We start from the raw sequence: 13,302 nt of genomic DNA, 5'->3' as shown, positions 1-13,302 counted from the left end.
ACATGGCGGTATCACAACCTCTACCCGACCAGCCGTGCGGCGCAGAATATCTGCGTGCCGTGCTGCGTGCGCCGGTTTATGAAGTCGCTCAGGTGACGCCTTTGCAGGTCATGGAAAAGATCTCTTCCCGGCTGGGTAATACCATTCTGGTGAAGAGGGAGGACCGCCAGGCTGTCCACAGTTTTAAACTGCGCGGGGCGTATTCGATGATCGCCAGCCTGACCGAAGACGAGGCCGCACGCGGCGTCGTCACGGCGTCAGCGGGCAACCACGCGCAGGGCGTCGCATTGTCGGCCACCAAAAAAGGCATCAAATCGCTGATTGTGATGCCGGTGGCGACAGCCGATATCAAAGTCGATGCGGTGCGTAATTTTGGCGGTGAAGTGTTACTGCATGGCGCGAATTTCGATGAGGCGAAAGCCAAAGCGATCACGTTGTCGCAGGAACAGGGCATGACGTTTGTGCCCCCGTTCGACCATCCGGCGGTGATCGCCGGACAGGGCACGCTGGCGATGGAACTGCTGCAACAGGATGCGCATCTCGATCGCGTTTTCGTGCCTGTCGGTGGTGGCGGTCTGGCTGCCGGTGTGGCGGTGCTGATCAAACAGCTGATGCCGCAGATTCAGGTGATCGGCGTCGAAGCCGAAGATTCTGCCTGCCTGCGCGCGGCAATGGACGCCGGTGAACCGGTGGATCTGGCGCGTGTCGGGTTGTTTGCCGAAGGCGTGGCGGTGAAACGTATCGGCAACGAAACCTTCCGTCTGTGCCGTGAATATCTGGATGATGTGATCACCGTCGACAGCGATTCCATTTGTGCGGCAGTGAAAGATTTGTTCGAGGATGTGCGCGCAATTGCTGAGCCTTCCGGTGCGCTGGCGCTGGCGGGGCTGAAAAAATACGTGCAGCAGCACAACATCCAGGGCGAACGTCTGGCGCATGTGCTTTCCGGCGCGAACGTGAATTTCCACGGCCTGCGTTATGTGTCAGAACGCTGCGAGCTGGGCGAGCAACGCGAAGCACTGCTGGCGGTGACCATTCCTGAGCGCAAAGGCAGCTTCCTGAAATTCTGTCAGCTGCTGGGTGGCCGTTCGGTGACGGAGTTTAACTACCGTTATGCCGATGCGGACAACGCCTGCATTTTTGTGGGTGTGCGTCTGACGCGCGGTCATGCAGAGCGGCAGGAAATCATTGCTGAACTGAACCATGACGGTTATCAGGTTGTGGATTTGTCCGACGATGAAATGGCAAAACTTCATGTGCGTTACATGGTGGGCGGGCGTCCGACTAAGCCTCTGCAAGAGCGGCTTTACAGCTTTGAATTCCCGGAATCGCCGGGCGCATTGCTGAAATTCCTGCACACGCTGGGCACGCACTGGAATATTTCGCTGTTCCATTACCGCAGCCACGGCACCGATTTTGGTCGCGTGCTGGCAGCGTTTGAGCTGAACGAAGAAGAGCCGGAGTTCGAACAGAACCTGTCGGCGCTGGGCTATGACTGTCACAACGAAAGTGATAATCCGGCGTTCCGCTTCTTCCTGGCGGGCTGATAAGACAAACGGGACCCTGAAAAGCGTCCCGTTTTTTATTGCCTGAAAACTCAGAGTAACTGCCAGAACGCGTCGATCAGCGGCTCGTTCAGACGTTTTTTCTGCACGCAGACGCCCAGCTCCAGCGGCGCGCCGAGCGTGACGTTATCCAGAACAGAAATACGGTTGCGCACCGGTTCCGGGCTGTTATCCACCACCACGGAGGGGATCAGCGCGATGCCGCAACCCAGCGCGACCATCGACACAATGGCTTCATGGCCGGACACCGTGGCGTAAATCAGCGGATTGCTCAGGCGGTTACGTTTGAACCAGACGTCGATGCGTTTTCGTGCGGGACCGTGTTCCGGCAGGATAAACGGAATCTGCGACCAGTCCGGATGCGGCTCGCTGACCTGCGTACGGACAGCGCAAGGCAGGGAAGGGGAAATCAGGATCATCGGGATTTCGCCGATCTGTGTGAAATCGACGCTGCCCGGCAGACTTTCCGGACGACCGGCGATCGCCAGATCCGCTTCGGTGGATTGGACTTTCTCCACCGCATCGGCGGCGTCGCCGGTGGTCAGTTTAATTTCGACCAGCGGATGTTGCGCGCGGAAACGGTCAAGGATCGGCGGCAAATGGCTGTAGGCGGCGGTCACCGAACAGAACAGATGCAGTTCGCCGCTCAGCGTCGGCCCGTGCTGGTCCAGCCCGCTGCGCAGTTGCTGATAATGCAGCAGCGTCTGCTGGGCAAAGTTTTTGAGTTGTTCGCCCGCACTGGTCAGCTGCACCGTGCGGTTATCACGCTGAAACAACGGCTGGCCGAGTTCTTCCTCCAGCCGCTGGATCTGGCGCGATAACGTGGACGGGCTGACATGCATCGCCTTCGACGAACGCCCGAAATGGCGGCTTTCCGCCAGATGTAAAAACAGTTTCAGATCACGTAAGTCCATAAAGAATGTCCGGCTCTTTGGCGTTAAAGATGACTGATTGAGAGTATTGCATAATCTGCAACGTCATCTTCGTAATATATCAATTTAAGCAATGTGTCACATGACATATAGTGAATTCACGGCGTTCACCAGCTCACCGGTGAAACAAAAAATAACAGCACTTACCTCGATAGAACGGAGCAACACATGGCTAACTATTTCAACACACTGAACCTGCGTCAGCAGCTGGCACAACTGGGCAAATGCCGCTTCATGGGTCGCGATGAATTCGCGGACGAAGCCAGCTATCTCAAAGGTAAAAAAGTGGTGATTGTAGGCTGTGGCGCACAGGGCCTGAACCAGGGTCTGAACATGCGTGATTCCGGTCTGGATGTGTCTTACACCCTGCGTGCAGAAGCCATTGCTGAGAAGCGTGCTTCATGGCGTAAAGCGACCGAAAACGGCTTTAAAGTCGGCACCTACGAAGAACTGATCCCGCAGGCTGATCTGGTGGTTAACCTGACGCCAGACAAACAGCACAGCGCGGTGGTTAAAGCGGTTCAGCCTCTGATGAAAGACGGCGCAACGCTGGGCTATTCCCACGGTTTCAACATCGTTGAAGTGGGCGAGCAAATCCGTAAAGACATCACCGTGGTGATGGTTGCGCCGAAATGCCCGGGCACTGAAGTGCGTGAAGAATACAAACGCGGTTTCGGTGTACCAACACTGATCGCGGTTCACCCGGAAAACGACCCGAAAGGCGAAGGCATGGCGATTGCCAAAGCCTGGGCAGCAGCCACCGGCGGTCACCGTGCGGGCGTTCTGCAGTCTTCCTTCGTGGCTGAAGTAAAATCTGACCTGATGGGCGAGCAGACTATCCTGTGCGGTATGTTGCAGGCCGGTTCTCTGCTGTGCTTCGACAAACTGGTTGCTGACGGCGTTGATGAAGCCTACGCAGAAAAACTGCTGCAATTCGGCTGGGAAACCATCACCGAAGCGCTGAAACAAGGCGGCATCACGCTGATGATGGATCGTCTGTCCAACCCGGCGAAACTGCGTGCTTATGCGCTGTCCGAACAACTGAAAGAGATCATGGCGCCACTGTTCCAGAAACACATGGACGACATTATCTCCGGCGAATTCTCCAGCGGCATGATGGCTGACTGGGCGAACGACGACAAAAACCTGCTGACCTGGCGTGAAGAAACGGGCGCAACCGCGTTCGAAAACGCACCACAGTTCGACGGTAAAATTTCCGAGCAGGAATACTTCGACCACGGCGTTGTGATGATTGCGATGGTGAAAGCGGGCGTTGAGCTGGCCTTCGAAACCATGGTGGCGTCCGGCATCATCGAAGAATCGGCTTACTACGAATCACTGCACGAGCTGCCGCTGATCGCCAACACCGTTGCGCGTAAGCGTCTGTACGAAATGAACGTGGTTATCTCTGATACCGCTGAATACGGTAACTACCTGTTCGCTAACGCTGCCGTACCGTTGCTGAAAGAGTTCATGACCACGCTGCAGGCAGGCGATCTGGGCAAATCAGTGGCTGAAACGCAGGTTGATAACGCGCAACTGCGCGACGTTAACGAAGCGATCCGCAATCATCCAATCGAGTCAATCGGCCGCACTCTGCGTGGCTATATGACCGATATGAAGCGTATCGCCGTCGCCAGTTAAACCCGTCATACTTCAAGCCGCAGGGGCGTTGGCTGCGTTCGTTCACCCGAATCACTTACTTATGTAAGCTCATCGGGATTAATGAGCCTCGTCCCTGAGGCTCACCCTGCGGGCCAGCGCGAGCGCTGTTCAAATCGGTTCCCGACCGATTTGTCATTCACTTGCCGCCTTCATGCAACTCGAATTATTTAGGGTTTTCGGAAGATAAATAAAAAGGGCACTGCATGAAAATGCGGTGCCCTTTCTTTTGGTTCTGGCAGAAGCAGAACTTAGTTGCGGTACAAAATCTTAATGATGTGGTAACCGAACTGAGTGTGCAGCGGGCCTTGTGGCTCGATCAGCGGTGCAGAGAAAACCACTTTATCGAAAGCCGGCACCATGGCGCCTTGCTTGAATTCACCTAAATGGCCGCCTTTCTTACCTGACGGGCAGGTAGAGTGCTTTTTAGCCAGTTTCTCAAAATCGCCACCGTTCTTCAGTTGTTCCAGAAGATCAAGCGCCTGTGCTTCTTCCTTTACCAGGATGTGCATTGCTGCGGCAGTTTTTGCCATGATAAGACCTTTTTGCGAGAGTGTTTCCAGACGGGTAATGTAACATCTGCAACCACCTGAGTGGAATCCGGCCTGCGCTCCGGGATAACAAATTGCAGGGTAAAGCCAGTCAATCTCAGGCGGTGTTTCTGCTACAATCGCCGTCCTTATCCATCAGGTGAGCAAAAATACGCCATGCGATTAAACCCCAGCCAACAACATGCCGTCGAATTCGTCACCGGACCCTGCCTGGTTCTGGCGGGGGCTGGCTCCGGCAAAACCAGGGTAATTACCAATAAAATCGCACACCTGATCCGTGAATGTGGCTATCAGGCACGCCACATCGCGGCCGTAACCTTTACCAATAAAGCCGCGCGCGAAATGAAAGAGCGTGTCGCGCAAACCCTGGGCCGCAAAGAAGCACGGGGCTTGCTGATCGCCACATTTCATACGCTCGGGCTGGAAATCATCAAACGTGAATTTGCCGCGCTGGGGATGAAATCCAATTTTTCCTTATTCGATGATCAGGACCAGCTGGCGTTGCTGAAAGAGCTGAGTGAAAAATGGCTCGAGAACGATAAGACATTGTTGCAGCAGTTAGTGTCGACGATCTCAAACTGGAAAAACGATCTGGTTGATCCTTCCCATGCTGCCGGTCTGGCGCGGTCAGAACGCGATCAAATCTTCGCGCACTGCTACAACCTTTATCACGACCATATGCGTGCCTGTAATATTCTCGATTTCGATGACCTGATCCTGTTGCCGACGCTGTTGCTGCAAAGCAATGAAGAAGTGCGCGAACGCTGGCAGAACAAGTTGCGCTATCTGCTGGTGGATGAATATCAGGACACCAACACCAGCCAGTACATGATGGTGAAACTGCTGGTCGGCAACCGCGCGCGTTTTACCGTGGTGGGGGACGATGACCAGTCCATCTACTCATGGCGCGGGGCGCGGCCGCAAAACCTGGTGCTGCTGAAAGAAGATTTTCCGCAGTTGCAGGTCATCAAGCTTGAACAGAATTACCGTTCCTCGCAGCGTATTCTGAAAGCGGCCAATATTCTGATCGCCAATAACCCGCACGTGTTCGAGAAGCGTCTTTTCTCTGAGCTGGGATATGGTGAAACGCTGAAAGTGGTGACGGCCAACAATGATGATCACGAAGCTGAACGTGTGGTCGGTGAACTGATTGCCCATCACTTCATCAATAAAACCGCTTATGGCGATTATGCGATTTTATATCGCGGTAACCACCAGTCCCGCCTGTTTGAAAAAATGCTGATGCAGAACCGCATCCCGTACCGCATTTCCGGCGGCACCTCGTTCTTCTCACGTCCGGAAATCAAAGACCTGCTGGCTTATCTGCGTGTGCTGACTAACCCGGATGATGACAGCGCCTTCCTGCGCATCGTGAATACGCCGCGTCGTGAAATCGGGGCGGCCACGTTACAAAAGCTGGGCGAGTGGGCGAATCAGCGCAACAAAGGGCTGTTCAAAGCCAGTTTTGATATGGGGCTGGGGCAGTATCTGACCGGTCGCGGACTGGAATCCCTGCAACGTTTCACGCACTGGATGGGGTCTGTTTCTGAGCTGGCCGAACGCGAGCCTGTCGCCGCAGTGCGGGATTTGATCCACGGTATCGACTACGAAAGCTGGTTATTCGAAACCTCGCCCAGCCCGAAAGCGGCAGAGATGCGCATGAAAAACGTCAATCAGCTGTTCAGCTGGATGACGGAAATGCTGGAAGGCACCGATCTGGATGAGCCGATGACGCTCACTCAGGTGGTCACGCGCTTTACCTTGCGCGACATGATGGAGCGCGGCGAGAACGAAGAAGAGTTGGATCAGGTTCAGCTGATGACCCTGCACGCCTCCAAGGGGCTGGAATTCCCGTATGTGTATCTGGTTGGCATGGAAGAAGGTCTGTTGCCGCATCAGAGCAGCATCGATGAAGACAACGTGGATGAAGAGCGACGTCTGGCGTATGTGGGCATTACCCGTGCACAGAAAGAGCTGACATTTACTCTTTGCCGCGAGCGTCGTCAGTACGGTGAACTGATCCGCCCCGAACCGAGCCGGTTTCTGCTGGAATTGCCTCAGGACGATCTGGCCTGGGAAAGCGAACGGAAAGTGGTCAGCGCCGAAGAACGCATGGTGAAAGGCCAAAGCCATCTGGAGAAAATCCGCGAGCAACTGGCAAAAGCCAGGGGCGGCAATTAGCCAAAAGCCACTGAACATGAGCTATAAAAAAGCAGAGGCTGATCACTCAGGCCTCTGCTTTTTTTTATGGTTTACAGACCAACGCGTTACTGTTCTTCGACAAACAGCGGCCAGTGGACATAACTCTGCCAGTGACTTTCCTGCTCTAATTCTTCTGCGCGCAGCGGATGCTGTTCCAGCCAGCCCTGCGGCACAATCACGCTCAGTTCATCATCATTGGCGCGCAAACGCACCGCAGGCAATGTGTCGTCGCGACGGCGGCTGGCAAAGATAATCGCCAGTCGCAGAATGCGACAAAGACGCTGTGCCTGACGCGGTGGCACGGCGTTTTGCTCATTGAGCAACGGGATGTCCAGGGTGTTGTTCTGGTTTTGCAAAAGCGTCGCCAGCAGTTTTTTCTGTGCCGGTGTGAAACCCGGTAAATCCAGATGACGGATCAGATAAGCCGCGTGATGGGGCGCTTTCTTAAAATCGACACTCAGCCCAATTTCGTGGATCAGGCAGGCGCTGTTAAGCAGTTCGCGTGCCCGCGCATCCAGCTTCCATTCCTGCGCCACCTGCAAAGAAAAGTTCTCGGCGAGCTGTGCCACGCGCTCAGCCTGCTCGTTATCCAGCAGGTAGCGGCGTTGCAGATTACGCAGCGTACGCTGGCGGATATCCTGTTCGATAGGCAAATGCAGCATGCCGTAAACCAGACCTTCGCGCAGCGCGCCGCCCGCCAGTGTCATCATTTCGATGTTCAGCGTTTTGAAAATGGCGATCAGAATAGAGAGTCCGCTCGGGAAAACCAGCGCACGTTCGAGAGTCAGACCTTCAATCTCCAGCTCTTCCAGCTTGCCGCATTGAATGGCGCGCTGTTTGAGTTGCTGAAGTTTAGGCAGCGTGATGCGTTCGTCCATACCCTGCGCGACCATGATTTCCTGCAAGGCCTGCACGGTTCCGGAAGCGCCGACACAAATCTGCCAGCCATTGGCAATCAGCTCCGGTGCCACAGGCAGGATCATATCGATTGCCGCCTGCTCGGCCTGATCGAAGTTTTCTTTTGCCAGATTGCGGTCGGCAAAATAACGTTCCAGCCAGGTGACGCAGCCCATCGACAGACTGAAAAGCGTGGTGGCTTGTGCGCCGACGCCGGTTACCAGCTCGGTGCTGCCGCCGCCAATATCGACGACCAGACGTTTATCCGGGCCGCCCGTTGTGTGGGCAACGCCGTGATAAATCAGACGTGCTTCTTCTTCGCCGGTAATGACCTGAATCGGACAGCCGAGGATTTCCTGCGCTTTGCCCAGAAACTCGTCGGCATTGCTGGCCAGTCGCAACGTTGCGGTGGCAACGACGCGGATCTGATCGCGCGGGATATCCTGCAATCTTTCAGAAAACAGCTTCAGGCATTGCCAGCCCCGTTGCATCGCTTCCTGAGAAAGCAGGTTATGTTTATCCAGACCGGCTGCCAGACGCACTTTGCGCTTAATTCTGGCGAGGGTCTGGATACTGCCTGCCACCTCACGCACCACCAGCATGTGAAAGCTGTTAGAACCCAGATCAATCGCTGCATACAGTGAGGTGGAACTTAGCATAGGTTATCAGCCCGGACGTTTACGGTTGCTACGTGGTGCACTGCTGCGACGTGAAGACGAATTGCTGTTGCGACGCGGGCCGTTACCGGTGCGCGTGCGGGCAAGACGTTTTGCAGGAGGCAAATCAGTTAACAGCGCATCGCTGTTGTATTTACTGACCGGAATGCTGTGACCGGTGTAAGTTTCAATCGCCGGCAGATTCAGGGCATATTCTTCACAAGCCAGGCTGATGGAATGGCCACTCAGACCCGCGCGGCCAGTACGGCCAATACGGTGAACGTAATCTTCACAGTCGTCAGGCAAGTCGTAGTTAAAGACGTGCGTCACGGCAGGAATGTGCAAGCCACGGGCAGCAACGTCAGTCGCGACCAGAATGTCCAGCGTGCCTTTGGTGAAGTCTTCCAGAACGCGCAGGCGTTTTTTCTGTGGGACATCGCCGGTCAGCAAGCCAACGCGATGACCATCGGCAGCCAGATGGCCCCAGACGTCTTCACAGCGGTGTTTGGTATTGGCGAAAATAATGCAGCGATCTGGCCATTCTTCTTCAATCAGCGTCTGCAGCAGGCGCATTTTTTCTTCATTTGAAGGGTAGAACAGCTCTTCCTGAATACGGTGACCGGTTTTTTGTTCCGGTTCGATTTCGATCGATTCGGCATTATTCATGTTTTCAAACGCCAGCTCTTTCACACGATAGGAAAGCGTTGCTGAGAACAGCATGTTCAGGCGTTGATTAGCAGGTGGCATCCGGCGGAACAACCAGCGGATATCTTTGATGAAGCCCAGATCGAACATACGGTCTGCTTCATCCAGCACCACCACCTGAATCGCGCCCAGGTCGATGTGGTTCTGTTTGGTGTAATCGATTAAACGGCCAGTGGTTCCGATCAGGATGTCCACGCCGCTTTCCAGCACTTTAAGCTGTTTGTCGTAACCGTCGCCGCCATAGGCCAGACCTAATTTCAGTCCGGTTGACTCAGATAATGCTTCGGCGTCGGAATGGATCTGCACCGCAAGTTCGCGGGTAGGTGCCATGATCAAGGCACGCGGCTGGTTAGTCTTACGACCTTCCGCAGCAGGGTGAGAAAGCAGATAATGGAAAGTAGACGCTAGAAAAGCCAGCGTCTTGCCGGTACCGGTTTGCGCCTGACCTGCAACATCACGCCCAGCGAGCGTGATTGGCAATGCCAATGCCTGAATAGGAGTGCAGTAATGGAAGCCTTTCTTTTCAAGGGCTTCTACTGCCAGCGGGTGCAGGGCGAAGTCGGAAAACTTCTGTTCGGTCAAGTGTGTTTTGCTCATAGTGTGGTAGAATATCAGCTAACTATTGCTTTACGAAAGCGTATCCGGTGAAATAAAGTCAACCTAATGTTGGTTAATGCTACATCAACAAGGTAAAGATAATCCTTTGGAGTAAACATGAGCGATAAAATTATTCACCTGACCGATGACAGTTTCGACAACGACGTATTGAAAGCCGAAGGGCTGGTGCTGGTCGATTTCTGGGCAGAGTGGTGCGGTCCATGTAAAATGATCGCTCCGATTCTGGATGAAATTGCCACTGAGTTCGAAGGCAAGCTGACCATCGCAAAACTGAATATCGATGAAAACCCAGGTACTGCACCTAAATACGGCATCCGTGGTATTCCTACCCTGCTGTTATTTAAAGGCGGCGAAGTCGCAGCAACTAAAGTTGGCGCACTGTCGAAAGGTCAGCTGAAAGAGTTCTTAACAGCTAATCTGTAATCGGTCGGGATGACCAAAGCCAGGTGTTTAGCGGGCTGCCGTGTTTTTCACATTGTCCGCTAGACGCCTGTCAAGAAGCATGCTAAGTTTAGACTTACTGCAAATAGAGCTTACCTGTAGTTTGATTCTTACGTTTTACTCTGTTGTGTCAAAAACATCTGCCTGATAGTTTCTTTGAATAATAATTAAATTGAACTGGCACTGTGCTTGACCATCTAACGGTTTTAACAAAATCGGCTTTAAGACACCTTCAATATCAGCACTGCCCCTCAAGAATCGCCCGCGAGCGACTACCTGCGGCTGGATTTTCGGGCTGTTATTTAAGTGTCATACAATAAACAGGCATGGATGACCCTGCCATACCCATTCACGACAGATGTTCGAGACATACCCCGAGTTTAAGAACCCACCATTATGAATCTTACCGAATTAAAGAATACGCCGGTCTCTGACCTGATTGCACTCGGCGAAAATATGGGACTGGAAAACCAGGCCCGCATGCGCAAGCAAGACATTATCTTTTCAATATTGAAGCAGCATGCGAAAAGCGGAGAAGACATCTTCGGTGATGGCGTACTGGAGATATTGCAGGATGGATTTGGTTTCCTCCGCTCCGGAGACAGTTCCTACCTCGCAGGCCCCGACGACATCTACGTATCTCCAAGCCAAATCCGCCGCTTCAACCTTCGCACTGGCGACACCATTTCCGGTAAAATCCGCCCACCTAAAGAAGGTGAACGTTATTTTGCCCTGTTGAAAGTTAACGAAGTTAACTACGACAAACCAGAAAACGCCCGCAGCAAAATCCTGTTCGAAAACTTAACCCCTCTGCATGCAAATTCACGTCTGCGTATGGAACGTGGTAACGGTTCAACAGAAGATTTGACCGCTCGTGTACTGGATCTGGCCTCCCCAATCGGTCGCGGCCAACGTGGTCTGATTGTGGCTCCGCCGAAAGCCGGTAAAACGATGCTGCTGCAAAATATCGCGACCAGCATTGCGTACAACCATCCTGATTGCGTACTGATGGTGCTGCTGATCGACGAACGTCCGGAAGAAGTGACCGAGATGCAGCGTCTGGTGAAAGGTGAAGTGATCGCTTCCACCTTTGACGAACCGGCATCCCGTCACGTTCAGGTCGCCGAAATGGTGATCGAGAAGGCGAAACGTCTGGTTGAGCACAAGAAAGACGTGATCATTTTGCTGGACTCCATTACCCGTCTGGCGCGTGCCTACAACACCGTGGTGCCTGCGTCCGGTAAAGTCCTGACCGGTGGTGTCGACGCCAACGCCTTGCACCGTCCGAAACGTTTCTTCGGTGCAGCACGTAACGTGGAAGAGGGCGGCAGCCTGACCATCATCGCGACCGCACTGGTCGATACCGGTTCTAAAATGGATGAAGTTATCTATGAAGAATTTAAAGGTACCGGCAACATGGAATTACACCTGGCGCGTAAAATCGCTGAAAAACGTGTCTTCCCTGCGATCGACTACAACCGCTCTGGTACCCGTAAAGAAGAGCTGTTGACCACGTCCGAAGAGCTGCAAAAAATGTGGATCCTGCGCAAAATTATTCATCCGATGGGTGAGATTGATGCGATGGAATTCCTCATCAACAAGCTTGCTATGACCAAGACCAATGACGACTTCTTCGACATGATGAAACGTTCGTAATTTGGTGTAAAAGTCAGACAAACGCCACGCACAGTCGTGGCGTTTTTTGCTTTTGGTAGCTACCATAACGCTACTTTGGCGAGATCATCAGGTTATTCGGATAATAGCTGATGGTTTTTCCATTGCCCTTTCTCTATCGTGTCGGCAAATTGCCCGGCAATAGGGCAACAGATAAGGTATTGCCTGAGACAAAACCATAACTGTCACCATAGGATGTGTTGCAAGGCTATGAAGTTAAAAACTTTTTTGCTCTCAAATCCACGCACCTTATTTTTGCAGAGATCTCTTAACTGTGAATTTACTCAATATGAGTACTGAACTCGTCTTCGTTTTCCTGTTTTCATTCCTGTTTTTATTCGTCGCCAGGAAGATGGCGAATATCATCGGTCTGGTCGATAAGCCCAATTACCGCAAGCGTCACCAGGGGATGATCCCACTGGTCGGCGGCATTTCTGTGTACGCAGGGATCTGCTTTACCTTTTTGATCACGGATTACCGCATTCCTCACTCTTCGCTGTATCTGCTGTGCGCCGGGTTGCTGGTATTTGTCGGTGCGCTGGATGACCGCTACGATATCAGTGTCAAAATTCGTGCTCTGGTGCAGGCCGGTGTGGCTGTTGCGATGATGAGTTGTGCCAATCTTACCTTGCGCAATCTCGGGCATATTATCGGCCCGTGGGAAATGCTGCTGGGGCCGTTTGGTTATCTCTTTACCCTGTTTGCTGTCTGGGCCGCGATAAACGCCTTTAATATGGTGGATGGTATCGATGGCCTGCTTGGCGGCCTGTCTTGCGTCAGTTTTGGCGCGATGGGTATCGTGATGTATGACAGCGGGCACATGGAACTTGCGTTGTGGTGCTTCGCCATGATTGCCGCCACCTTGCCGTATATCTTGCTGAACCTGGGGATTCTGGGGCCGCGTTATAAAGTCTTTATGGGGGATGCGGGCAGCACATTGATAGGTTTCACGGTCATCTGGATCCTGTTGCAAAGCACGCAAGGCGAGTCACATCCGATGAATCCGGTGACCGCACTCTGGCTGATTGCGATCCCCCTGATGGACATGATTGCTATCATGTACCGTCGTCTGCGTAAGGGCATGAGCCCGTTTTCGGCCGATCGTCAGCATATTCATCATCTGATCATGCGCGCCGGTTTTACTCCCCGTCAGGCATTTGTTTTGATCACCTTATCAGCGGCGATACTGGCTGCTATCGGTGTTATTGGTGAGCATCTTTCCTTTGTGCCTGAGTGGGTCATGCTTATCCTGTTCTTCTTCGCATTCCTGCTTTACGGGGTTTGCATAAAACGCGCCTGGCGTGTTGCGCGGTTTATTAAACGGATAAAAAGACGCTTTCGTCGCTCGACCGTTTGTTAATCTTTCTCTCTTTTATGCAGGGGCAAACTGGCTGTGGAT

The 13,302-nt window shown here is 53.2% G+C and carries 10 protein-coding genes; 6 read left to right on the top strand and 4 right to left on the bottom strand.

Annotated elements, in window-relative coordinates:
• Window positions 1-2: 2 nt before the first annotated feature.
• Complete coding sequence (gene ilvA / locus EDF78_RS24875) at window positions 3-1,547, top strand: threonine ammonia-lyase, biosynthetic (protein ID WP_133824159.1); 1,545 nt, start codon at window positions 3-5, stop codon at window positions 1,545-1,547.
• 50 nt (window positions 1,548-1,597) lie between these two features.
• Here the strand turns inward: ilvA and ilvY are convergent, their stop codons facing one another.
• Window positions 1,598-2,479, bottom strand: a complete 882-nt coding sequence (ilvY, locus tag EDF78_RS24870) for an HTH-type transcriptional activator IlvY (RefSeq protein WP_095924177.1) — start codon at window positions 2,477-2,479, stop codon at window positions 1,598-1,600.
• Between the two features lie 186 nt (window positions 2,480-2,665).
• On the opposite strand from ilvY, the gene ilvC reads away from it, so the two are divergent.
• On the top strand, window positions 2,666-4,141 hold the full coding sequence (gene ilvC / locus EDF78_RS24865) for a ketol-acid reductoisomerase (protein ID WP_056772344.1): 1,476 nt from the start codon (window positions 2,666-2,668) through the stop codon (window positions 4,139-4,141).
• A 269-nt stretch (window positions 4,142-4,410) separates the two neighbouring features.
• On the opposite strand, the gene ppiC is transcribed toward ilvC, so the two are convergent.
• Entirely contained in the window at window positions 4,411-4,692 is a 282-nt protein-coding gene (gene ppiC / locus EDF78_RS24860) for a peptidylprolyl isomerase PpiC (RefSeq protein WP_015690589.1), read from the bottom strand.
• Window positions 4,693-4,866: 174 nt separating this feature from the next.
• Between ppiC and rep the strand changes: the two genes are divergently transcribed.
• Window positions 4,867-6,891, top strand: a complete 2,025-nt coding sequence (gene rep, locus EDF78_RS24855; protein WP_133824158.1) for a DNA helicase Rep — start codon at window positions 4,867-4,869, stop codon at window positions 6,889-6,891.
• An 86-nt stretch (window positions 6,892-6,977) separates the two neighbouring features.
• On the opposite strand, the gene gppA is transcribed toward rep, so the two are convergent.
• The gene (gene gppA / locus EDF78_RS24850) at window positions 6,978-8,468 is read right to left on the bottom strand and encodes a guanosine-5'-triphosphate,3'-diphosphate diphosphatase (RefSeq protein ID WP_131694295.1); all 1,491 of its coding nucleotides are present in this window, start codon (window positions 8,466-8,468) and stop codon (window positions 6,978-6,980) included.
• 6 nt (window positions 8,469-8,474) lie between these two features.
• Window positions 8,475-9,767, bottom strand: a complete 1,293-nt coding sequence (rhlB, locus tag EDF78_RS24845) for an ATP-dependent RNA helicase RhlB (RefSeq protein WP_119822797.1) — start codon at window positions 9,765-9,767, stop codon at window positions 8,475-8,477.
• A 117-nt stretch (window positions 9,768-9,884) separates the two neighbouring features.
• Between rhlB and trxA the strand changes: the two genes are divergently transcribed.
• The 3 genes from trxA (at window position 9,885) to wecA (ending at window position 13,263) form a co-directional block, all read left to right on the top strand.
• Window positions 9,885-10,211 carry a thioredoxin TrxA gene (trxA, locus tag EDF78_RS24840; protein ID WP_013577537.1) on the top strand — a complete coding sequence of 109 codons (327 nt, stop codon included), beginning with the start codon at window positions 9,885-9,887 and terminating at the stop codon, window positions 10,209-10,211.
• A 414-nt stretch (window positions 10,212-10,625) separates the two neighbouring features.
• Window positions 10,626-11,885 (top strand): transcription termination factor Rho, encoded by a 1,260-nt coding sequence (gene rho, locus EDF78_RS24835; RefSeq protein ID WP_013577536.1) that lies wholly within the window; start codon window positions 10,626-10,628, stop codon window positions 11,883-11,885.
• Window positions 11,886-12,177: 292 nt separating this feature from the next.
• The gene (wecA, locus tag EDF78_RS24830; RefSeq protein WP_095924181.1) at window positions 12,178-13,263 is read left to right on the top strand and encodes a UDP-N-acetylglucosamine--undecaprenyl-phosphate N-acetylglucosaminephosphotransferase; all 1,086 of its coding nucleotides are present in this window, start codon (window positions 12,178-12,180) and stop codon (window positions 13,261-13,263) included.
• Window positions 13,264-13,302 lie beyond the last annotated feature (39 nt).

The organism is Rahnella sp. BIGb0236 (assembly GCF_004364755.1).
Taxonomy (GTDB): domain Bacteria; phylum Pseudomonadota; class Gammaproteobacteria; order Enterobacterales; family Enterobacteriaceae; genus Rahnella; species Rahnella victoriana.
This window is presented reverse-complemented; position numbering and strand designations above follow the sequence as displayed.

Bases quoted from the DNA above. Each gene is read 5' to 3' on its own strand.
- ilvA (WP_133824159.1), top strand. From the start codon at position 3: ATGGCGGTATCACAACCTCTACCCGACCAGCCGTGCGGCGCAGAATAT.
- ilvY (WP_095924177.1), bottom strand. From the start codon at position 2,479: ATGGACTTACGTGATCTGAAACTGTTTTTACATCTGGCGGAAAGCCGC.
- ilvC (WP_056772344.1), top strand. From the start codon at position 2,666: ATGGCTAACTATTTCAACACACTGAACCTGCGTCAGCAGCTGGCACAA.
- ppiC (WP_015690589.1), bottom strand. From the start codon at position 4,692: ATGGCAAAAACTGCCGCAGCAATGCACATCCTGGTAAAGGAAGAAGCA.
- rep (WP_133824158.1), top strand. From the start codon at position 4,867: ATGCGATTAAACCCCAGCCAACAACATGCCGTCGAATTCGTCACCGGA.
- gppA (WP_131694295.1), bottom strand. From the start codon at position 8,468: ATGCTAAGTTCCACCTCACTGTATGCAGCGATTGATCTGGGTTCTAAC.
- rhlB (WP_119822797.1), bottom strand. From the start codon at position 9,767: ATGAGCAAAACACACTTGACCGAACAGAAGTTTTCCGACTTCGCCCTG.
- trxA (WP_013577537.1), top strand. From the start codon at position 9,885: ATGAGCGATAAAATTATTCACCTGACCGATGACAGTTTCGACAACGAC.
- rho (WP_013577536.1), top strand. From the start codon at position 10,626: ATGAATCTTACCGAATTAAAGAATACGCCGGTCTCTGACCTGATTGCA.